Below are 22,724 nucleotides of genomic sequence, written 5' to 3'. Positions count from 1 at the left end.
GCTCTGCGGAGCTTCGGGGTAAAGAAATCGGAAAAGCCGAAGGCAGGGCTGAAGGACTAACTGAAGGAATAGCAAAAGGAAGAACTGAGGGTAAAGCTGAAGGCAGAGTTGAAGGCAAGAAGATTCAGGCACTGGAAACGGCTAAAACCTTGCTTGAGATGGGGTTATCCATACAGCAAATCATAAAAGCGACCAGTCTTTCCGAATCCGAAATTATGCAGCTAAAAAATAACATTTAGTCAACACATTAATATTTGTAAAAACGATCTGAGGTAAATAAGAATCTAGACAGCAGAAAAAAGCCATCTTCCAGAAGTGAAGATGGCACACGCGGGAGAGAAAAGTTTTTACTGTTCTATTTTTTCTGAAATTGCTTCGGCAGCAGGATTTACCTGTACGAGCATTTGGGCTTGAGTCGCTGCTTCTTCGGGCTTCTTGCCTTCAGTAAGTTCAGCAAGCGCGCGAGCAAGTAATGCAACGGCCAAATAGCGGTTAACCATGTTGCGCACGGTCCCTAAAAAGGTCAGGTAAATTTCAGAGGATCGCATTGAAATCTTTTCGGTTCCGATAAGATTTACCAGATCAAGCTGAGATTTGTCGATGCTGCGGTTTAATTTCTTGGCTCGTTTGGCAATACCGTCCATATTGTCTGAGGATGGTTCTTTGGACATGGCTTCAATATAAAGGGCAAATCTTTGCAGTTTTTGCAGTAATTCTTCAAGATTGTCTTTAAGTTGTCCGCCGAAAATAGTATGACGGTTTGCAACATGAACGACCGCTTGGGAAAGAGCGTAGTGAACAGACTTAGATACTTCATACATGTTGGTAAAGGACAGATAGAAATAATGATTGGCATCAATATTTACTTTCTGTTCTTTATCGAGAGCCATCGAGTAATATTCGGAACGTTCTTTTTCCAACTCGTCCATAATATTGAACGCTTTATGGGCAACCTTTCTTAATTTGAATTCATTATCGGCAAAGAACTCGTTGAACGCACGTTCAAGGCAGGTCAAATTATCTTTATAGAAAATCTGTACCGCAGAAGAAATAGCCTGAAGGACTTTTTCATCATCTCCTTTAGCATCAATAACCTGCTGCATTGTTTCAGTAACTTTGGTTTTGGCAAAGTTGGTACGATAAATGATGCCCATGCTAATGATCATAAGGATGATAAGAGCAGGATAACTGAAGATAAAGAAAACGAGACAAACGATAAAAGTAAGAGTGAAAGCACTAAATGCGGTTAAGAACCAGCCGGCAATGACGGTTACTACACCTGAGATACGATAAACGGCACTTTCACGATCCCAGGCGCCGTCAGCAAAAGAGGTTCCCATCGCAACCATGAAAGTTACGTAAGTAGTTGATAACGGAAGCTTAAGAGAGGTTGCAGAAGCGATTAAGATTGCAGAAAGAACAAGGTTCACCGAAGCACGAACATAGTCAAAAGGAAGAGGAATTTCTCCTTTTACTACCGGAGCCTTTACATAGCGAGAAGCAATAGCTGCCTTTATCCCTTGAGGAATAATATTGTAAGTTGCTCGTGAAACATCTAAACCTACGCGGGTAATGACACGACCTACCGGAGTTGCACCGAATTGTTCACGCTCGCCTTGGGCGGAACTTGAAAGATTAATAGATGTCTGAATAACGCGGCGGGCCTTCTTGGAAATCCACAAAGTGGTAACCATTATTAATCCGGCAAGGACCAAATAGAGACTGTTGGCGTGTTCGTTATTATTAAGGATCTCCATGGTCATTAAGTGAGGATCGTTCCCGCTTCCGGTCCATGCGGTAAAGGCATCCAATGCGGCAAGCGGTACACCGATGAAGTTAACCAGATCGTTTCCTGCAAAGGAGAAAGCCAGAGCGAAAGTTCCTCCCAATATGATGATTTTGAAGACGTTAAAACCAATCATGACGAGGAGCTGACCTAGGACAGTAAGTCCTATAAAGAGAGTCCACAAAATTACTGTGGTATTGGCATTGATAAAATCAATATACTCAGGCTTCATGAAAGAAGCGCCTTTTGCGCCTTTCATGACAAGGAAGTAAATGATTGCGGTTAAAGAGAAACCGGTAAAGAGACCGCCTAAATAGCGGTAGCTGTTTTGGAATCTGAAAGAGAACAAAACGCGCAATATAAATTGGACGATAGCTCCGGAGACGAAAGCTACTGCAACGGAAATTAAGATTCCCGAAACAATGGTTGCAGTGCGATCGGATTTGATGTAATTAAAAATTTCGGAAAAAGACTGACCGTCAGAATAAAGTTTGTAGGCAGAAGCACAAACGGCTGCACCTAAAAGTTCAAAAATAATCGAAACGGTAGTGGAAGTCGGAAGACCGAAGACGTTAAAGACGTTAATTAAAATAACGTCGGTAACCATTACGGCAAAGAAAATGAGGATTACATCATAAAAGCTGAACAGTTCAGGATGAAATACACCGCTTCTTGCAACTTCCATCATTCCTGATGAGAAGGTGGCACCGAACAGTACGCCGATTGATGCGACTATTAAGATAATTTTAAGTGGAGCAATGCGTGATCCGACTGCGGAGTTTAAAAAGTTTACTGCATCGTTACTGACGCCGACGAACAAGTCAACGCAGGCTAAGATCAGCAAAAATGCAACTAATAAGATAAAAATGGTCTCTAACATTTAAGCCTCTTGATAGACAGCAAAGATGTGCACTAAAAGTAGGGCACTTGTTTTAAGGCATGAAAATTCTAGAGAACGAATGTTAAATAGAAGTTAAAGTTATAGACACATTCTGGTTAAAACTGATTTTTAAGCGCTTTTTTAAATTTTACTTGTTGGCTTCAAGTAAAAAATACTTGTAAACTTTTTATAATTTGTGTATACTCCCAAAGCTTATATTTTTACAAGCAATTCATGCAAGCAGATTTTTTATTTGTTTGCAAGGGAAGCGCATCAATAATGCGCGGTATCACCCACTTTTAGAGGAAAACCTCAAATGGCAAAGAAAGTTACTGCCTACATCAAATTACAGGTTGGCGCAGGTAACGCTAATCCTGCTCCTCCGGTTGGCCCTGCATTAGGTCAGCACGGCGTCAACATCATGGAGTTCTGTAAAGCTTTTAACGCTCATACCGCAAAGCTTGAGAAAGGTGCTCCGGTTCCTGTTGTTATTACTGTATACCAGGATAAATCCTTCACCTTTATTTCTAAGACTCCTCCGGCTTCTTACCTTATTAAGAAAGCTCTTAACATTCAGTCTGCTTCTCACAAGCCTGGTAAAGAAAGCGCTGGTAAGATTACCCACGCTCAGTTGCTTGAGATTGCTAAGACTAAAGAACCCGATATGACCGGTGCTGATTTAGAAGCTTCAGCTCGTTCAATCGGCGGTACCGCTCGTTCAATGGGCATTCAGGTGGAGGACTAAGACATGGCTAAATTATCAAAGCGCATGAAGGAAATCCGTTCCATCATTGACAGATCCCGTGAATATCCGGTTACCGAAGCTTTTGAGACTTTGATTAAGTGCCCGAAAGCCAAATTCGTAGAAAGCGTTGACGTTGCTATTCAGTTAGGTATTGATCCGACCAAGTCCGATCAGAACGTTCGTGGCGCAACCGTATTGCCTCACGGCAACGGTCGTACCGTTCGTGTTTGCGTGTTTACTCAGGGCGCTGCCGCCGAGGCCGCTAAGGCTGCCGGTGCAGATCTCGTCGGTATGGACGAGCTTGCCGCTGAGATTAAGAAAGGCATGATGGACTTTGACGTCGTCATCGCTTCTCCTGATGCAATGCGCGTTGTCGGTCAGTTAGGTCAGATCTTAGGTCCGCGCGGTTTAATGCCGAACCCTAAAGTCGGTACCGTTACCCGTGACGTAGCTCAGGCTGTTAAGAATGCTAAATCAGGTCAGGTTCGTTATCGTAACGACAAGACCGGTGTTATTCAGGCTTCCATCGGCAAAGTTAACTTTACCGTTGCACAGCTTACCGATAACCTCAATGCTTTGTTAGGCGCCATTACCAAGGCAAAGCCTGCTTCATCTAAGGGCACCTACATTAAGAAGGTCTGCGTTTCCACCACCATGGGCGGAGGTGTTACCGTAGAAAAATCTTCTCTGAACGCCGATACTTCCGTTCAGGCATAAGAATTTTAATGCCCTTTCCTTTTTAAGGGCATTAATCCACATTTGGCCGGGAGCTAGCTCCCTCCAAAGACCGCAGGGGGAAGTATCCTTAATAACCTGCGCAGGCGGAACAAGCTCCACAGGAATTTTCCTTTGGAACTGATTCCGGTAGTAATTCCCAGATGGGAAAAACCGTTCGTAAGAACATTCCAGGAGTCACTGCTAAGATGGCAATGAATATCGAAGACAAGAAGGCAGTTGTTGCCGGTGTCAGCGAAGTAGCCAAAAAAGCATTGTCAGCTGTTGTTGCCGATTCTTGCGGCATTCAAGTAGCTCAGATGACCAAACTCCGTAAGGACTGCCGTGCCAACAACGTTTACTTACACGTTGTTCGCAACACTCTCCTTAGCCGTGCCGTTGAAGGCACAGAGTTTGAGTGCCTCAAAGATGCATTCAAGGGCCCGAGCATTATCGGTTTGTCCATGGAGCATCCGGGCGCAGCTGCTCGTTTGTTCAAAGAGTTTGCAAAGACCAATCAGAATTTCACCGTTAAAGCTTTAGCTTTTGAAGGTAAATTCTACGACGGCAAAGACATTGACGTGCTCGCAAGCTTGCCGACCTACGAGGAAGGCATCGCCAAGTTGCTTGCTACCATGAAGGAAGCTGCAGCTGGTAAGCTCGTTCGCACTCTTGCTGCTTTGGGCGATAAATTACAGGCTGAAGGCGGCGAAGCCGCTCCGGCTCAGGCTGAATAAGCCTTGTCACTTTTCGATCAGGCTTGGCCTGACATAACATTTTAAAGGAAAAATAAAATGGCTTTATCTAAGGATGAAATCATTGATGCAATTGCTGCAATGAGCGTTATGGATGTTGTTGAGCTCGTTAAAGCAATGGAAGAGAAGTTTGGTGTTTCTGCAGCTGCTGCTGTTGTTGCCGGTCCTGCTGCCGGTGCTGCCGCCGCTGAAGAGAAGACTGAGTTCGACGTAACCTTGAAGGAAGTCGGTGCTAACAAGATTGCCGTTATTAAGGCTGTTCGTACCGCTACCGGCCTCGGCTTGAAGGAAGCTAAGGACTTAGTTGAGTCTGCTCCTGCCAAGATCAAAGAAGCTCTTCCTAAGGAAGAAGCTGAAGCTTTGAAGAAGGCTTTAGAGGAAGCTGGCGCTAAGGCTTCTTTAGACTAATTTTAGTCTCTACATAGCCGGCTTTGCACCAAGCCGGTTGATAGTTTAGCTATCAAAAATTTTGCAACCCGAGCCCCCGCAAGAGGACTCGGGTTCGGTGCCTGATTAAGAGCATGATGCAATCGCATCTCTCACCGCGAAACAGATCAACCTGAGGACCCCCAATCCATGGTCTACTCGTATACTGAGCAAAAGCGTATCCGCAAGGATTTTGGCAAGAGAGTAAAGGTTTTAGATACCCCGTATTTGCTTGCAGTTCAGCTGGATTCGTTCAAACAGTTCATTAGCTCCGATCCTAAGAGCGAAAACGGACTGGTCGCCGCTTTTAAGAGCGTTTTCCCGATCCGCAGTTATTCAGGTAATGCTGAACTTTGCTATAACAGTTTCCATTTGGGCGAGCCGAAATTTGATGTCCGTGAATGCATGATTCGCGGCACTACTTATTCCGCCCCTTTAAAGGTTAAGCTCAGCCTGGTCAGGTATGAAAAAGATGCTCCTAAGACTGTAAAAGAGCGTATTGACCAGGATGTATACATGGGCGAAATTCCGCTCATGACTGACAACGGTACCTTTGTAATCAACGGTACTGAACGCGTTGTTGTTTCTCAGTTGCACAGAAGCCCCGGTGTATTTTTCGACAATGATAAAGGCAAAACTCATCCGGGACGTATTTTATTCTCCGCTCGTATTATTCCTTATCGCGGTTCATGGCTTGATTTTGAATTTGATCATCGCGATAACATGTTCGTACGTATTGACCGCCGTCGTAAATTGCCGGCATCAATACTTCTGCGTGCTTTAGGTTATACCACCGAGCAGATCCTTGATTTGTTCTTTGATACCGTGGACATTGAGTTCAAAGGTACCAAGATCAACATGGAGCTCGTGCCTGAGCGCTTGCGCGGCGAAACAGCTTCTTTTGACATTAAGCTCAACAAGAAAGTTTTAGTCGAAAAAGGCAAGAAGATCACTGCCCGTCATATTCGCGAGCTTAAGAAAGCTGACGTTACTTCAATTGAGGTTCCGCAAGAGTATCTTTACGATAAGATCGTAGCTCATGATTACGCAACTAAAGACGGAACTCCGGTTGTCGCTGCCAATACCATTTTAAACGAAACTGTCGTTAACACTATTCGTGATAACGGTATTAAGAAGATTTCAATTCTTTATACCAGCCAGGTTGACGAAGGTCCGTTTATTGCCGAGACTTTAAGAAACGACACAAGCCGTGATTTGACTTCTCCTGAGGCCGATCGCCTTGCCGCCTTGTATGAAATTTACAAGATGATGCGTCCGGGTGAGCCTCCTACCGCAGAAGCCGCAGAGACTTTGTTCCATAACCTTTTCTTTGCCGAAGAGCGTTATGATTTGTCTTCCGTCGGCCGCATGAAGTTCAATTCCCGTTTTGTCGAGACTAAGTACTTTAAACTCGGTATCGAACGTGCTTTTGCCGACGAGTCAGTATCAGTTAATACCAAGGACTCTGATATTGTCGTTGCTAACGGTTATGTTTACGCATCTTTCCCGAAGGTAGTTGATATTGTCAAGGCTCACCTTGATCAGGGTGAAGTTGACTGCATGCCTAATACCGTTCCTGAAAAGTGCGCCGAAAAGCTTCTTGACTTCCTTGATACTTTGTTAATCAAAGCCGACAAGGATCCGATGGCTCCTGCTGCCGCCCGTTATCTGCATAAAGTAAAGATTAACGTGGGTGATGATGTTGTAGCTTTCGATCGTGCCGTAATTTTCCCGTTATCCGAGCTCAACCTTAATGTAAACGTTAAGGATCTTGAAGCAAAGGTTACCGACAACCGCGGCAAAGCTTTACATTTAGAGCCCAATCAGCCTGAGGAAGAGCGCGGTACTTTATCTAATAACGACATTATTAAAGTAATGCGTTATTTGGTTAAGATTAGAAACGGTAAAGAGAATATTGACGATATTGACCATTTGGGCAATCGTCGTATCCGTTCAGTCGGCGAAATGGCCGAAAACCAATTCCGTATCGGTTTGGTCCGTGTCGAGCGTGCCGTTAAAGAGCGTCTGTCTTTAGGCGATCTTGATAATACCACTCCGCAGGAACTTATTAACGCTAAGCCGATTAGCGCAGCCATTAAAGAGTTTTTCGGTTCAAGCCAGTTGTCTCAGTTCATGGATCAGAACAACCCGCTGTCTGAGGTTACCCATAAGCGCCGTATTTCCGCTTTGGGCCCGGGCGGCTTAACCCGTGAGCGCGCAGGCTTTGAAGTTCGAGACGTACATCCGACTCACTACGGTCGTTTGTGCCCGATTGAGACTCCGGAAGGTCCGAACATCGGTCTTATTAACTCTTTGGCAGTGTTTGCCCGCTGCAATGACTACGGCTTCCTTGAGACTCCTTACCGCCGCGTAAAGGACGGAATGGTGTCTGAAGATTTTGAGTATCTTTCTGCTATTGATGAAGGACAGTACGTCATTGCTCAGGCTAATACCGATCTTGATGAAAACGGTCATATCATTGATGACTATGTACAGTGCCGCTATAAGGGCGAGTCAACCGTAAGAAGAGCATCCGACGTTCAGTTTATGGACGTTTCTCCGCAGCAGGTTATTTCAGTTGCTGCCGCATTGATTCCGTTCCTTGAGCACGACGACGCTAACCGTGCCTTGATGGGTGCAAACATGCAGCGTCAGGCAGTCCCTACCGTCCGTTCCGAGAAGCCTTTTGTCGGAACCGGTATGGAGCGTGCGGTTGCTGTCGACTCCGGTGTTTCCATTATTGCCCGCCGCGGCGGTATTGTTGACAATGTCGACGGTGCCCGCATCGTCATTCGCGTCAACCCCGACGAGATTGAGGGCAGCCATGATGCCGGCATTGATATTTACAATTTGGTTAAATACACCCGTTCCAACCAGAACACCTGCATTAACCAGCGTCCGTGCGTGTCTTTACACGAGAAGGTCGTAGCAGGCGACGTTCTTGCCGATGGTTCTTCAACCGATTTAGGTGAGCTTGCCTTAGGCCAGAACCTGCGTGTAGCTTTCATGCCGTGGAACGGTTATAACTATGAAGACTCTATCTTAGTATCAGAGCGTGTTGCGGCAAAAGATCGTCTTACTACGATCCATATTCAGGAATTATCCTGTGTAGCTCGTGACACTAAGCTCGGTCCTGAAGAAATTACCGCTGATATTCCTAATGTCGGTGAGGCCGCATTATCCAAGCTTGACGAAGCCGGTATCGTTTATGTCGGTGCAGAAGTCGTCGGCGGAGATATCTTGGTCGGTAAGGTAACTCCGAAGGGTGAGACTCAGCTTACTCCTGAAGAGAAGCTCTTGCGTGCTATTTTCGGTGAGAAAGCTTCCGAGGTTAAAGATTCCTCATTGCGCGTTCCTAACGGTGTTTCAGGAACCGTAGTCGACGTTCAGATCTTTACTCGTGACGGCGTTGAAAAGGATAAGCGCGCTAAAGAAATTGAAGAGATGCATATCGCCAAAGCCAAGAAAGATTTGGACGAAGAATTTGCATTCTTAAGCGCAGGTCTTTTGCGCCAGGTTCGTGCTCACCTTATTAAGAACGGAATGAAGGAAAAAGATGTTGAGAAACTTTCAGATACTGAAGTTTTAGCTCAGCGTCTTGATGACGACACCGCTCAGCGTCAGCTTGAGGAGTTCGCCGTCCGTCTGACCGATTATAAGAAAGAGTATCAGGAAAAATTTGAAACTGCCCGTAAGAAGATCACCGAAGGTGATGACCTTACCCCGGGCGTCCTCAAGATCGTGAAGGTTTATCTTGCCGTTAAGCGCCGCATTCAGCCGGGCGATAAGATGGCAGGCCGTCACGGAAACAAGGGTGTTATCTCCAAGATTTGCCCGATTGAGGATATGCCGTTTGATGAGAACGGAAAACCTGTCGATATCGTGTTGAACCCTCTGGGCGTTCCTTCACGTATGAATATCGGTCAGGTTCTTGAGGTTCATTTAGGTCTTGCTGCAAAAGGTATCGGCGATATGATTAACAAGATGCTCATTGAGCAGAAAGCTATCGCTGAAATCCGTAAAGTTCTGCAGCAGATTTATGACTTAGGCAATACCTCACAGAAAGTCGATATTGATTCCATGTCTGACGCAGAAGTCATGACGTTGGCTAATAACTTAAGAGACGGTTTAACTGTCGCAACTCCGGTATTTGACGGCGCAACCGAAGAAAGCATTAAAGAGATGTTAAAACTTGCCGGTCTCCCTGAGTCCGGACAGATGACTCTTTATGACGGAACTACCGGTTTGCCGTTTGAACGTAAGGTAACCGTAGGTTACATGTACATGCTCAAGCTCAATCATTTGGTTGACGACAAGATGCATGCCCGTTCCACCGGTTCATACAGCTTGGTAACTCAGCAGCCTTTAGGCGGTAAAGCACAGTTCGGCGGCCAGCGTTTCGGTGAAATGGAAGTGTGGGCTCTTGAAGCTTACGGTGCCGCTTACACCTTGCGTGAAATGTTAACCGTCAAGTCAGACGACGTTAACGGCAGAACCAAGATGTACAAGAATATTGTTGACGGCTCTTACCGCATGGATGCAGGTATCCCTGAATCCTTTAACGTATTGCTGCGCGAAATTCGTTCGTTAGGCATCAATATTGACCTTGTTCGCAAGGACTAAGTATCCATCCGGGAGGGTACGCTCTCCCGGTCCAGCCACTACGCAGGAGAAACTGTTGTGAGCATACAGGAAAACGGTCAGGATGAAGCCCTCTTTGAGGGATTCAACAACCAAGCTCGTGATACCTCTGATGATTTGTCTTTAGATTTAGGGTTAAGCGACAGCCTTGGCAAACTTGCCAATCGCAGCAACGCCTTCAAGCAGCGTCTTGAGGATTTTGATGCGATTAAAATCGGTTTGGCTTCCCCCGAGATGATCCGCGCATGGTCATACGGTGAAGTTAAGAAGCCCGAAACCATTAACTATCGTACTTTTAAGCCTGAACGCGACGGTCTGTTTTGTGCCAAGATTTTCGGACCGATTAAAGATTATGAGTGCTTGTGCGGTAAATATAAGCGCTTAAAGCACCGCGGTACTATTTGCGATAAGTGCGGCGTTGAAGTTACTCAGGCTAAAGTCCGCCGTGAGAGAATGGGTCATATTGAACTTGCCTCTCCGGTCGCTCATATCTGGTATTTAAAGTCATTGCCTTCCCGCATCGGCTTGGTTCTGGATATGAAGTTGCGCGATATTGAAAGCGTATTGTATTTTGAAAGCTATGTCGTAACCGATCCCGGTATGACCGAGCTTGAAACCCGCCAGCTTTTAAGCGAAGAACAGTATGTCGACGCACTTGAGAAATACGGTGATGATTTCACTGCCAAGATGGGTGCCGAGGCTATTTTGGAGATCCTTCAGCACATGGATCTTCCGCTTGAAATCAGACATCTGCGCGAAGCATTGGATTCAACCACTTCAGAAAGCAACCGCAAGAAGTTCACCAAGCGTTTGAAGCTTCTTGAGTCATTCGTTAACTCAGGAAACAAGCCTGAGTGGATGATTCTTACCGTTTTGCCGGTGTTGCCTCCTGATTTGCGTCCTCTCGTTCCGCTTGACGGCGGCCGTTTCGCAACTTCTGATTTGAACGATTTGTATCGTCGCGTAATTAACCGCAACAATCGTTTAAAGAGACTTTTGGATTTAGCCGCTCCTGAAATCATCGTCCGCAACGAAAAGCGTATGCTTCAGGAATCCGTGGATGCCCTTATGGATAACGGCCGCCGCGGTCGCGCCATTACCGGTTCCAATAAGCGCCCGCTTAAGTCTTTAGCCGACATGATTAAAGGTAAGCAGGGCCGCTTCCGTCAGAACCTCCTCGGTAAGCGCGTTGACTACTCAGGTCGTTCCGTAATTACCTGCGGACCTAATTTGCGTCTGCACCAGTGCGGCTTGCCTAAGAAGATGGCTCTTGAGCTCTTTAAGCCGTTTATTTACGGACGTTTGGAGATGCGCGGTCTTGCCACTACCATTAAAGCTGCAAAGAAGATGGTAGAGCGTGAAGACGCTATCGTCTGGGACGTTCTTGACGAGGTTATTCGTGAGCATCCGGTTATGTTAAACCGTGCTCCTACCTTGCACCGTTTGGGTATTCAGGCATTTGAGCCTATTTTGATTGAAGGTAAGGCTATCCGTCTGCATCCGCTCGTATGCCCGGCATTTAACGCCGACTTCGACGGTGACCAGATGGCCGTACATATTCCTCTGACCCTTGAGGCCCAGCTTGAAGCCCGCGCCTTAATGATGTCAACCAACAACATTTTGTCTCCGGCATCAGGCGATCCTATTATCGTTCCGGCACAGGACGTTGTTTTGGGTCTTTACTACATGACCCGTATGAAGGTCGGCGCCAAGGGCGAAGGCATGATTTTGTCCGACGCAACCGAAGCAGAGCGCGTATATAAGAGCGGTCTTGCTGAAATGCAGGCACGTATTGCATGCCGTATCCGCTACAGCGTCAAGAATCCTGACACTAAGGAAATCGTTGAAAAGAACGAGCTGCGTCTTACCACCGTAGGCCGCGCTATCCTGTCATTGATTCTGCCTCGCGGTTTATCATATGACCTTATCGATCCTCCTGCAGAGGGTGTTAACGAAGAAACCGTCAAGGAAATCCTGACTCAGAAAGATTGGTTTACCAATGTTTCCAACGTTCCTCTTGGCAAGAAGAAGATTGCCGCTTTGTTAAATAGCTGCTATCGCTTGCTAGGTCTTAAAGACACCGTTATGTTTGCCGACCATATTATGTATACCGGCTTCCGTAACGCTGCAATTTCAGGCTCTTCAGTCTGTGTCGACGATATGCTCATTCCTAAGGAGAAGCAGACCATTATTGCTGCAGCTCAGAAGGAAGTCATGTCAATTCAGGCACAGTACGAGAACGGTCAGATCACTCCGGGCGAACGTTATAACAAGGTTATCGACGTTTGGTCAAACGCCAATGACAAGGTCATGAAGGCTATGATGAGCAACCTCTCTGTTGAGACCGGAACCAATATCCTCGGTCAGGAAGAGAAGGAAGCTTCATTTAACAGCATTTACATGATGGCCGACTCCGGTGCTCGTGGTTCACCTGCCCAGATCCGTCAGCTTGCAGGTATGCGCGGCTTGATGGCAACTCCGGACGGTTCCATTATTGAAACCCCGATTACCGCAAACTTCCGTGAAGGTTTGAACGTACAGCAGTACTTTATTTCAACTCACGGTGCTCGTAAGGGTCTTGCCGATACCGCATTGAAGACCGCAAACTCAGGTTACCTGACCCGTCGTTTGGTTGACGTCGCCCAGGACTTGGTTATTACCGAGGAAGACTGCGGTACTGATGACGGTCTTGATATTACTCCGCACGTATCCGGCGGTGACGTCATCGAGACTTTGCGTGACAGAGTTTTAGGCCGTACTTTAGCCGCTGACGTATTGCGCCCCGGCAGCAACGAGGTCCTTCTGCCTGCAGGAACTTTACTTGATGAGAAGTTCTGCTCAATTCTTGAGGATGCCAAGGTAGATAAGGTTAAGGTTCGTTCACCTATTACTTGTAAGACCAAGTTCGGTGTCTGCGCCAAGTGCTATGGCCGTGATTTGGCCCGCGGACACTTGGTTAATGCCGGTGAGGCTGTCGGGGTTATCGCTGCTCAGTCCATCGGTGAGCCTGGTACCCAGCTGACCATGCGTACCTTCCACATCGGCGGTGCCGCATCCCGTGCCGTAGCCGAAAGCGGAGCAACCGTACGCAATAGCGGTACTATCCGTATTTTGAATGCTAAGACCGTAGTTAATACTGAAGGAAAGGAAGTAGTTACTTCACGTCAGTCAGAACTCCTCGTTATGGATGAGTTCGGCGCTTCAAAAGAAAGCCATAAGATCCCTTATGGTGCCGTTCTTGAAGTAAAAGACGGTGATGTAGTTAAGACCGGAACCACCGTGGCACGTTGGGACCCGCATACTCACCCGATTATTTCTGAAGTGCACGGACGCATTAAATACATCGATATTATCGAAGGCGTTACCGTCGACAAGAAGGAAGACGAGGCTTTGGGTATTTCCTCAATCGAGGTTCGCGAAATTGCCGCTCGTCCTTCACAAGGCAAGGAAAAACGTCCTGCCGTTAAGATTGTCGACGACAAGGGTCAGGATGTATTGATTCCGGGAACTACCGTAGCCGCTCAGTATATGCTTCAGGCAAAAGCCATCGTGCAGATGCTTGACGGCGCCGAGGTAAACATCGGTGACATTATCGCTCGTATTCCTCAGCAGGCAAGCGGTACCAAGGATATTACCGGTGGTTTGCCGCGCGTCGCTGACTTGTTCGAGGCCCGCGCTCCTAAAGAGCCGGCAATCTTGGCTGAGATTTCAGGTACCGTTTCCTTCGGTAAGGAAACCAAGAGCAAGCGCCGCCTCATCATTACTCCTGCTGAAGGTGCAGTTGACGAAAACGGCAACTTGATCCCTGAGCACGAGGAAATGATTTCTCTGTCCCGCAACCTCAACGTATTTGAAGGTGAAAAGGTTCAGAAGGGCGAAATGATTGCCGAAGGTCCTGAGTCACCTCACGATATTCTGCGTTTGCGCGGTGTTAACGCCGTTGCCAACTATATCGTCAACGAAGTTCAGGACGTTTACCGCTTGCAGGGCGTAAAGATTAACGATAAGCACATTGAGGTTATCGTTCGTCAGATGCTGCGTAAGTGCGAGATTTTGGATCCGGGTGACAGCACCGAGTTCCTCAAGGACGAGCAGGCTGAGGTTTCTCATGTCGAGCTCGTTAACGAGAGATTGCGTGCTCAGGGCAAGAAAGAAGTTAAGTACCGTCATATCCTGATGGGTCTTACCAAGGCTTCCTTGTCTACCGAGTCCTTTATTTCAGCGGCTTCCTTCCAGGAAACCACTCGCGTGCTCACTGAAGCTTCAGTTGCCGGTAAGGTTGACGAGCTTCGCGGCTTGAAGGAAAATGTAATTGTCGGTCGCCTCATTCCTGCAGGTACCGGCTTTAAGTACCATCAGAAGCGTCGCGAAGAGATCGCTAAAGCTAAGGCAGCAGCAGAAGCCCAGCCTACTGTTTCAACTGAAGAAGTGCAGAAACAGCTCGGTGCCGCTTTGGAGGCTGTCGATGCCGGTATGAACTTAGGCGGTAACAACTAAAAACGTCTTAAGTTATAAAATAAGCCCGGCATCATTGCCGGGTTTTTTGCAATATAAGGAGATGAAAATGTCTACTAGAGTTTTAAATACTGAAAAAGCCCCTAAGGCTATCGGTCCGTATGTTCAGGGAAAGATTGTAAACGGCTTTTTATTTGCGTCAGGTCAGATCCCTTTAGATCCTGCAACCGGCGAAATGGTTCAAGGTGATATTACTGCACAGGCTGAGCAGACCATGCAGAACGTTGCCGCTTTGGTCGGTGCTGCCGGAACTACTATGGATAACATCGTCAAAGCTACTTGTTATTTAAAGAATATTGATGATTTTGCCGCGTTCAATGAAGTCTATGCCAAATATATGGACGAAGATGCTCCGGCTCGTTCCTGCATCGGCGGAATTGATTTGCCCAAGGGCGCATTGTGTGAAGTAGAAGTTGTGGTATATGTAGGCTAATGCGTCTTTTTTATATTGTCAGTAAATCCCCGGCGTGTGTTGCAGTTCATGATATTGCTCTTAAAAAGATAAAAGAGGGCTTGGCTGCAGGGCATAAAGTGCAGGGGATTTTTTTTATCAATGAAGGTGCGCAATGCGCATCATCTTTATATGAAGAAGGCTCTGTCGGTGGAAAAACTCAGAGTGCTTATATATTGCTTGCAAAAAAACATGATTTTCCGTTGCTGGTGTGCGGAAGGGCATTTAAAACCTGCGGTTTTAATGCCAGTGTTTTAAAAGACGGTTATATATTGTCAGGTAATACGGAACTTATTATTAAATTAAATGATTGTGATGAGGTAAAAGAATTTTGAAATTAAGAATAGTTTTATCTTCATCGCCGTTAAATTCGCCGTTTTTTGAGGACGGTATTGAAATTGCCCTTACCGCGGCTGATATGGAGGTTGAGACCGAGGTGGTCTTAACCGGCTCTTTTTTAGAATATGTAAAAAATGCTTTTCCTGAAGATATCGTTATAAAGAAGTTAAAACAACTTGAGCTTTATGACATTGTACCGCTTCGTCAAGAAGATCTTATTGCCTGTGAAGACTCTCGGATAAAACAGATTATTTATTAGTAAAAGGTGTAATCTCGGATGCGGTGGATTGTACATGTGCGTCATTAATGATAATCCTCGTATACGATATAAGCATCACCTTTAACTAATTTTAAGAATACACTCCACTTTTCGTTTTATTGATCAGATTGCAATTTACTAAGTCTGCTTTTAATGAAAAAGCAGTTCATAATCGTTAACATCAAGATAGCGATTAAATTTGTATCCGACTTCCTTAAAAGAAGAAACTTGTTTAAAACCGTGACGCAGATGAAAACGAATGCTGCCTTCGTTTTCTGCGGTAATGCAGGCGATTAATGCATGGCAGTTTATTTTTTTACATTCTTCTATAAGCTTTTGTATAAGTTTGGTTCCGATATTTTTACCGGTCGCGTTTTTATCGAGATAGATGCTTATTTCATAAGTCTTTGCGTAGGCGGCACGCTCTTTCCAAGGATGAGCGTAGCAATAACCTAGAATCGTGCTGTTTTCTTCATAAACAAAATATGGACAGGATGTGCTTATAGCATTTATGCGATCTTTCATTTCTCTATATGAAAGAGCTTCATTCTCAAAAGTTACCGTAGTTTCATTTATATAGTGATTATAAATTGAGGCAATCTGTGCCGCATCTTCTGTTTTGACCTGTCTAATCATGATGTTCACTGCTGGTTGGTAAAAACATTTACTCTGATTATAAGGCGTTTGTCTTTTTGCTGCTTCTTTTAAGATTTTTGCCTTTTCTTTGGGCGAAAAATTTTTCTAAAAAACTCCTGTAAGTAACAAGTAAAAACGTATCCCCAAAAATTTTACAGCCTATTTATGCCGTTTATAAGCATGTTGTGTGCAATTTACAGTGTAAGTGCCCAAGTTAAAAGTTAAATACTGCTAAGCTTTTGCTTTTCTTTTTTGGAGTTTAGCTATGTCTGTAATTCACTTACTGTTAAACAAATTTAAATTTCAAAAGAGAGATTATGGGGATCAAAAAGAAAGATATTTTTTTGATTACTTAAATTCATTTTATCCGCACGAGAAAAATGAAGGTTTGTCCCCTGCCTTAATTAGTGCGCTTTCTTTTTGTAAAAGAAGCATTAAGAACAATGATAATTCATCCTCTCCCGGTGTTTACACATATAAGTTTGTTGACAGTAAAAACTCTACTATTTTTACGGCCTTTGATGATGAAAAACGCGTTTTTCCGGTAAAAGATCCGTCTGAGCTTATAAACGACAACCTTGATGTGATCACGGTGATTTATAAGAGCATGGCATCAGGAGATAGTTTTTTTAAGGAAAACATTCTGCCTTATATTCATCGCGCTGCCGCTATGTGCCTTACGCTGCCGGCATCTGAAGGAAGTCATGATGCGTTGCCCGGAGGCTTGCTGCGTCACTTGCTGTGCACCGCGCTTGAAAGCATTAATCTTACTTTAAGAAACAGTGGCGAAACAGATTTTTTTAAACAGCGCAGCATCAAGAGTGCCGCGTTTTTAGCGGGAATAAATCATGATTTAGCCAAAATATTTACCGACTTTTCTATATATGCGGAAGGATTTGAATTTAATCCTTATCTTGAGAGTTTTGCCTATTTTTGTAAAAGAGTAAAGGCGAGGGAGTTCACGCTTAAATTTATTTCACCGCGCAAGGGCAGGCATGATGAGTTGTTCTTTTTGTCTTTGGGTTATTTAACGCAGGGGCTACCGCAGATTTTTGCATATGTTGAAGATTTTTGTCCTTTGCATGAGTTTTTTCTGCAAAAGTGCGATTTTTTTAAATATGTAAAAAGTGCTGACATTTCAAGCGTAAAGGCAAGTACCCGCAGTGCAAATCCGTATTCGTTCAACGTAAACGCCTTTTTGGTTCATGAAATTTTATCTGTACTTGGTAAATCGCAGTTTGAGCAGTTGATGCCTCTTGGGATCTTCGTTGTTCCTTACGGACTTTTAGTGGCTTATGACAGTCCGCTTTTAGCGAATTTAAAGACAGACGCTAAATCTTTTAGAGAGGGAGATGATGCGTTAGTTAAAAACCAAAATATAAAGAACTTAATTTTAGAGTGGCGGCGGCAGGGCAATATCCTTCTTGCAGGAAAACTTGCCGTTTACTCATGGCATGAGCTTAGTAAGGATGACGACAGGTTTTTAGTTTACGGAGTCACCATCGCGCTTAAAACCAAAAACCTTAAAAATCATGACACGCTTTTATGCAACGCCTTGGCGCTGGGCCCGAGACCTAAAGCGCTGAGCGCTTATATTGAAAGAACTTATAAAGACAATATACCGGGTGTTATCCGTTTAAATCATGAAAATGAGGATAAGAGTTTTTCACCAGATGTGAATGAGTTTTTAGATGACGATTCACTTAATGAAAACTTGGAAAACTCGCAGGCGATTTTTAATGAGGGAATAAAGGATTATCAGGAAAACTTAAAAGTAACAAAGAAAAAAGATCTTGATAACAAAAAATTAAGCATAAAAGCAGGTCAAGAACATGCTCAAAGCAGCGTTGAAGAACTCAATTTTTTAAGTGAAAGCAGAACTGAAGTCATTAATGATTCAGGTGATGAGAGCAATGCCATTTTTAATTTACCTGACGATCTTAAGGAGGCAGATGGAGATGAGGTAGTTAAAAATAAATGTCCAAAGCAAAAATTAAACCATGATGATGCATTAGGTAGAGTAGATCTGACGGATTTATCCGTAAAACGGATAAAAAATGATGAAAAACAAGAAGATCATAAAGTGCGGCTTTATGACCTTAAAGCTCTTAAAAACGATGAGCCTAAAGAAAGATCTATTTCTTTAACCGGATATAGTTCCAAAAAATCCCAGAGTGCAACTCAATTATCAGCAAATTTGGCGCTTGAATCTTGGCTTAATGCATATTCCCCTAACCTTCCGCAGTTTGATTCTCAAAGATCACGTAAAACTATAAAACCATGAAAAAGATATTTTCTATAAATCCTATAAGCGATATAAGTTTTAAATCGCCTTCTATGCTTGGCAGTGTTATTGCTGTAGTTGGATTGCACGGCTATTTTATTTTTACGGCGTTTGGCTCGCTTTATAATCTTATTATTTGTGCGATCGCACTTTTTCTTTTGCCGTCCCCTTATCCCGTATTGATTAAAAAACTGCGTTTAATCCTTAAAAACAATGAGATTGAAAGAGTTGGTGTTTCTAAGCTTTTGAATGTGTATAAAAAGAATGAAAAGCTTTATTTGGGAACGGGCTTTAAATGGCAGCCGCGGCATTTAAGGTTACTGCAGGAGCAGCTTGATGCGGGCTTTGATCAATTAAGCTCCAAACGGCACGGATCTTTTGCCATACACAATCTTGATCTTAATAACACAAAAGATCTTTTAATGTCGATAAGTGATTTAAATCTGCACACCATAATTTTCGGCACAACAGGAGCCGGCAAAACCAGGCTTTTTGACTTATTGGTTTCCCAGGCTATAGTGCGCGGCGATACCGTGATTGTTATCGATCCCAAATCAGATGCTGATTTGCAAAAAAAGATAGCCTTGACGGCTGCACATTGTTCAAGAGATTTAAATTTGCATGTTTTGGATTTGGCAAAAACACAGCACTCGTCGGCTCTTAATCCTTTAGGTACGTTTTTGCGATCAAGCGAAGTTGCATCGCGTATTACATCTTTGATGCCCGACAGCGGTAATTCCCAGTCCTTTAAGGCGCACGCTCATTCGGCGATAACCGCTGCAGTTACGGCTCTTAGAATCAAAGGTGAATTTATAACGCTCAAGAATATTTTAAATGAGCTTGATCACCAGGATCTTTATCCCCTTATTCTTGAAAAGTTTATAAAAGAAATAAGGGAAAATTTAAATGACGCTAGTGTTAATGAATTTTGCAAACAACTTGAAGCAAGTGAAAAATTACTAAATAACAGTGAATTAAAAGCATTTGCCGGTAATAAGACAAATTCGCGTAAGGACGGCGGATCTCTTTTATTTAAGCTTGAAAAGATCTACGGGTATTTATGCAATAACGGTCTTATAAATACGGACGGTGATATTTTGACTTTAATGTCCGTAGCTAAGATGGATCAAGGCTATTACCAGAAAGTTACGGCAAGCGTTATGCCTTGCATAAGAACTTTATGCGGTGCGGATTTAAACAGTTTGCTATCTTCCGAGGATTTAAGCAAACAGCATACTTTTGAGAAAATCGCGGCCAATAACGGCATTTTTTATGCTTCTTTAAACTGTTTAAGCGATCCTGTTTTAGGTGGTTATCTAAGTAAGCTTTTACTTGCGGATTTGTGTGCTTTTGCCGGAAAACTCTATACGCAAAGTCAGTATCGATCGGAGATCGCACAAAAAATCAGCGTATTTATTGATGAAAGCAGTGAGGCTGCAGGAGAGTCAATGGTGCAGCTTTTAAATAAATCACGCGGTGCTGATTTTGCCGTAACGATTGCTACTCAGACTTTTGCCGATTTGGTTAAACGTACCGGATCGGAAGCTGCCGCCAGGCAAATTATCGGTAATTGCAATAACAAAATTTCATTGCGCTTAAAAGACATGCAGACAGCCAAGCTTTTCACTGAAAGTCTGCCTGTCACGGTTGAACCGATTCGCAGCTCGTCAATAAGCTTTAGTGAAAGTCCCTCGGATCTTGATGTTAATTATGGGGTCAACCGTTCTATCACCATGCAAAAATGTCCGCTTTTCCCTGCTGAGGCTTTGCAGTATTTACCGGATCTTGAGTTTGTCGCGGCCCTGTCTGACGGTAACTTGGTAAAAGGACGTCTGCCTCTTGTCGATATTCATTGATTTTATTGTTTAAAGGTTTGATTACCATGCCGATAGTAGATTATTTTGTAAAAGTTTTATTTGTCGCTTTAATTATTTCTCTCGTAGGTTCCGGTTTTACTCGTTTTATTCCTAATTTTTCAAGTGTTACATGTGATCAGGTATATTCCGAGCTTGCGACTTTAAATCAAGTAACGGCGCCTGAGAGTCATCTTTTTGTTATTTATAGTGAAAACGATCCTGATAAGCGGCAGGATACCGATCTTTTTACTTTAAAGGAATGTAAAGCCGATCCTAATTACAAATTAATAAAATTAAGAAGCGTTGGCGTTTTTGAGAAAATTTATATGCATGCACTGCTGCTCTCTCTTTGTGCTTATATTTTGTTTTCTTTAAAAAAGAATGTTGACGTATCACGTCATCGCAGTCCGCATTTTTTTAAATTCTTTTCATCTGCGGCGATAACTTTGCTTTTTAGTTTTAATTTATTTTTAGTTTTGCAAACTCAATTTAATCCGATTTTGTATCTATGTTTAAGCCAAACGGCTCTTTTGGTATTTATAGCCGTTCATCTTGCTTACAGATTAGGCTTTGACTGTTTGTAAAAAGAAGAATTTTCTCTTTTTGTTAATTCAATGCGCCTTGTTGTTTTAAATTGTACCGCGGGCGTATTTTTATCTTTTAAATCTAATTGTTTTAATAAAAAATTATTTTTAATAAACAGCAATGGTCATTTTTTGTCATACTAAGAAAAGAGTTAGAAAAAGGGAAAAGAAAATGGCTGTTTTAAAAAGAGTCTTTGGATCTGCTTTGATTTTGCTTACTGCAGTATTTTTTGTCTCGGGTTGCTCAAAATCAGATATTGATACGGTAAAAGAGAGTTTTTTTGCCGAAGATAAAACACAAAATATCGGAAAGTTTCTTGAAACATATAAAAATGTATCAGGAGGCAAATGGAAGACTATTAAAGATGACAGAAGCCGTGATGTTGTGGTTTTTTACGGAAACTATTCAAATAAGGAAGTTGCAAAGATTTTTCTTAAGGATGCTTCTTTAACTTCTTTTACGGATAAATTTGCTGACTTTTTGGATAAAAACAAGTTTTCTCTTTCTTTTTCCGTTAATTTCTTAATGTCTGCTGATAAGAACAGTAATACCCCTTTTGTTATAAATGCGTTAGGCCTTTCTTCTGGCGGCAGCGGCAGCAACGATAAGCAGAATATCGATTCAGGTGTAAAAGCTGTGGTCGGCAACGATTCTTTTGACAGTCTGTTAAGTAAAGAAGACTCTGTTTTACTTAATTATTACTTTCAAAAATTTGTGGCAGATGAGCTTATTTTGTCGCATTACAAAAAAGCTCAGGTAGTACCGCTTTCCTTTGATTTTGACTTTACTGATTTACCGGGCATGTTGTTTTCTTCCATTCAGGCAGGTGATGATCCTCTTGTCGATTATTACCCGATTGAACGAATTGAAATTTCCGAAGTTAAAAGCGACGATGCTTTAAAGTCGGTTACGTACACTGTCAAAGCATCTCTTACCAATGCGTATTTTGAGGCACTTTACGGTAAAGATGTAGGAAGAAATGGGGAGCATGGTTTTTCTCTTGACTGTAATAAGTTTGATGAGCTAAATGCAAAGTATGAAATTCTTGCGGCAAAAGATCTTACCTTTGTAAAAACCGTAGCCGTGCCTGCACACGATTTCACAATACTGTCACAATGCTTTGATTTAAACGGTTTTAATGTCGGTAGCGGGCAGAATGGGTTTCAAATCTTTTTAGATAAGAATGGCGCGCATTTTTCTTGCAGTAGCTCGTACCCTGAAAACGAGGCGGTTAAAGCATTTAAAAAGCAGCAGGAGCTTTTGTATCGCGTTGATAATGAAGTGAAGATTTCACTTTTGCAAAATGCTTTTATCGGAGCAATTACCGGAAAGAAACTTTCCGATAAAGAGTTGCATGAGGAAATGGTTAAGGGTCGCGAAAAAATTTATAAAGAAAAAGGCTGGACATTACCGCCTTCATTGTTTGCTTCCGCAGTGCCTGAAGTGATTTAGTCTTTTTGAAAATAAGGAGCCTTGATATCGGTTTTTTCAAGGGTCAAGAGTTTTAACCTTTTAAAAAAATAAAAAGGAAGGTTTTAGTTTTAGATTTATTTGTATTGCATCTTTATCAAAAAAGATCAGCGGCTAAAACCCGTCCTTTAGGGCGGAGATCATCGCGAAGAAAAGCTTCTATTTTTAATCCGGGGTTTTCTGCTGCTCAATATATTGCCGAATAATAGACAATATCGGAGCACCTGTGCATGATGAAGCAAAAAAGATAGCGACCATAATGCGTTACCTCACAGCTTAGATCTAAGGGTAGGATACTTACGCTTACGGATGAGCATTGAAGATGTCCCCTTGAGCCTGAAGACATGCTTAAAGATTGAAAATTTCGGCAAATCTAAAACCA

General features: G+C 43.4%; 15 protein-coding genes and 2 pseudogenes. 14 read left to right on the top strand and 3 right to left on the bottom strand.

Annotated elements, in window-relative coordinates; all coding sequences use genetic code 11:
• Window positions 1–239: pseudogene (locus tag QZ019_RS04405) on the top strand (hypothetical protein); the annotation flags it as partial.
• Between the two features lie 108 nt (window positions 240–347).
• On the opposite strand, the gene QZ019_RS04400 reads toward QZ019_RS04405, so the two are convergent.
• Window positions 348–2,666, bottom strand: coding sequence for an inorganic phosphate transporter (locus tag QZ019_RS04400; RefSeq protein ID WP_295482654.1), 2,319 nt, complete (start codon window positions 2,664–2,666; stop codon window positions 348–350).
• A gap of 316 nt (window positions 2,667–2,982) precedes the next feature.
• Here QZ019_RS04400 and rplK point away from each other — a divergent pair, with 316 nt between their 5' ends.
• The 9 genes from rplK to QZ019_RS04355 all read left to right on the top strand — a co-directional run bounded on the left by rplK (window position 2,983) and on the right by QZ019_RS04355 (window position 15,511).
• A complete protein-coding gene (gene rplK, locus QZ019_RS04395) occupies window positions 2,983–3,411 on the top strand; it encodes a 50S ribosomal protein L11 (protein ID WP_294567948.1) in 429 nt (142 codons plus the stop codon).
• Between the two features lie 3 nt (window positions 3,412–3,414).
• Window positions 3,415–4,128: a 50S ribosomal protein L1 gene (gene rplA, locus QZ019_RS04390; RefSeq protein ID WP_281758296.1), complete on the top strand. Its 714-nt coding sequence runs from the start codon at window positions 3,415–3,417 to the stop codon at window positions 4,126–4,128.
• Window positions 4,129–4,334: 206 nt separating this feature from the next.
• Entirely contained in the window at window positions 4,335–4,862 is a 528-nt protein-coding gene (gene rplJ, locus QZ019_RS04385; RefSeq protein WP_294567949.1) for a 50S ribosomal protein L10, read from the top strand.
• A gap of 57 nt (window positions 4,863–4,919) precedes the next feature.
• Entirely contained in the window at window positions 4,920–5,288 is a 369-nt protein-coding gene (rplL, locus tag QZ019_RS04380) for a 50S ribosomal protein L7/L12 (protein ID WP_294567950.1), read from the top strand.
• 168 nt (window positions 5,289–5,456) lie between these two features.
• The gene (rpoB, locus tag QZ019_RS04375; RefSeq protein ID WP_295482646.1) at window positions 5,457–9,929 is read left to right on the top strand and encodes a DNA-directed RNA polymerase subunit beta; all 4,473 of its coding nucleotides are present in this window, start codon (window positions 5,457–5,459) and stop codon (window positions 9,927–9,929) included.
• A gap of 57 nt (window positions 9,930–9,986) precedes the next feature.
• Window positions 9,987–14,444 carry a DNA-directed RNA polymerase subunit beta' gene (gene rpoC, locus QZ019_RS04370; RefSeq protein ID WP_295482643.1) on the top strand — a complete coding sequence of 1,486 codons (4,458 nt, stop codon included), beginning with the start codon at window positions 9,987–9,989 and terminating at the stop codon, window positions 14,442–14,444.
• A 67-nt stretch (window positions 14,445–14,511) separates the two neighbouring features.
• On the top strand, window positions 14,512–14,895 hold the full coding sequence (locus QZ019_RS04365) for a RidA family protein (RefSeq protein WP_295482641.1): 384 nt from the start codon (window positions 14,512–14,514) through the stop codon (window positions 14,893–14,895).
• The gene (locus QZ019_RS04360; protein WP_294567956.1) at window positions 14,895–15,248 is read left to right on the top strand and encodes a DsrE family protein; all 354 of its coding nucleotides are present in this window, start codon (window positions 14,895–14,897) and stop codon (window positions 15,246–15,248) included. Before QZ019_RS04365 ends, QZ019_RS04360 begins: the two co-directional genes overlap by 1 nt.
• Window positions 15,245–15,511 (top strand): hypothetical protein, encoded by a 267-nt coding sequence (locus QZ019_RS04355; protein ID WP_295482638.1) that lies wholly within the window; start codon window positions 15,245–15,247, stop codon window positions 15,509–15,511. Before QZ019_RS04360 ends, QZ019_RS04355 begins: the two co-directional genes overlap by 4 nt.
• Before the next feature lie 150 nt (window positions 15,512–15,661).
• Here the strand turns inward: QZ019_RS04355 and QZ019_RS04350 are convergent, their stop codons facing one another.
• Window positions 15,662–16,147 (bottom strand): GNAT family N-acetyltransferase, encoded by a 486-nt coding sequence (locus tag QZ019_RS04350; protein WP_295482636.1) that lies wholly within the window; start codon window positions 16,145–16,147, stop codon window positions 15,662–15,664.
• Between the two features lie 265 nt (window positions 16,148–16,412).
• Between QZ019_RS04350 and QZ019_RS04345 the strand changes: the two genes are divergently transcribed.
• The 4 genes from QZ019_RS04345 (at window position 16,413) to QZ019_RS04330 (ending at window position 22,324) form a co-directional block, all read left to right on the top strand.
• Complete coding sequence (locus QZ019_RS04345; RefSeq protein ID WP_295482634.1) at window positions 16,413–18,431, top strand: TraI domain-containing protein; 2,019 nt, start codon at window positions 16,413–16,415, stop codon at window positions 18,429–18,431.
• Window positions 18,428–20,287, top strand: a complete 1,860-nt coding sequence (traD, locus tag QZ019_RS04340; protein WP_295482631.1) for a conjugative transfer system coupling protein TraD — start codon at window positions 18,428–18,430, stop codon at window positions 20,285–20,287. The genes QZ019_RS04345 and traD overlap by 4 nt, the downstream gene beginning before the upstream one ends.
• Window positions 20,288–20,313: 26 nt before the next feature.
• Window positions 20,314–20,871 (top strand): hypothetical protein, encoded by a 558-nt coding sequence (locus tag QZ019_RS04335; protein WP_295482628.1) that lies wholly within the window; start codon window positions 20,314–20,316, stop codon window positions 20,869–20,871.
• Between the two features lie 172 nt (window positions 20,872–21,043).
• A complete protein-coding gene (locus tag QZ019_RS04330; protein WP_295482625.1) occupies window positions 21,044–22,324 on the top strand; it encodes a hypothetical protein in 1,281 nt (426 codons plus the stop codon).
• A gap of 183 nt (window positions 22,325–22,507) precedes the next feature.
• On the opposite strand, the pseudogene QZ019_RS04325 reads toward QZ019_RS04330, so the two are convergent.
• Window positions 22,508–22,602 (bottom strand): annotated as a pseudogene (locus tag QZ019_RS04325) (IS200/IS605 family transposase); the annotation flags it as partial.
• Window positions 22,603–22,724: the final 122 nt, after the last annotated feature.

The organism is uncultured Succinatimonas sp. (assembly GCF_905203285.1).
Taxonomy (GTDB): domain Bacteria; phylum Pseudomonadota; class Gammaproteobacteria; order Enterobacterales; family Succinivibrionaceae; genus Succinatimonas.
The sequence above is the reverse complement of the archived record's forward strand: the minus strand, read 5'-3'. Positions and strand labels throughout refer to the sequence as shown.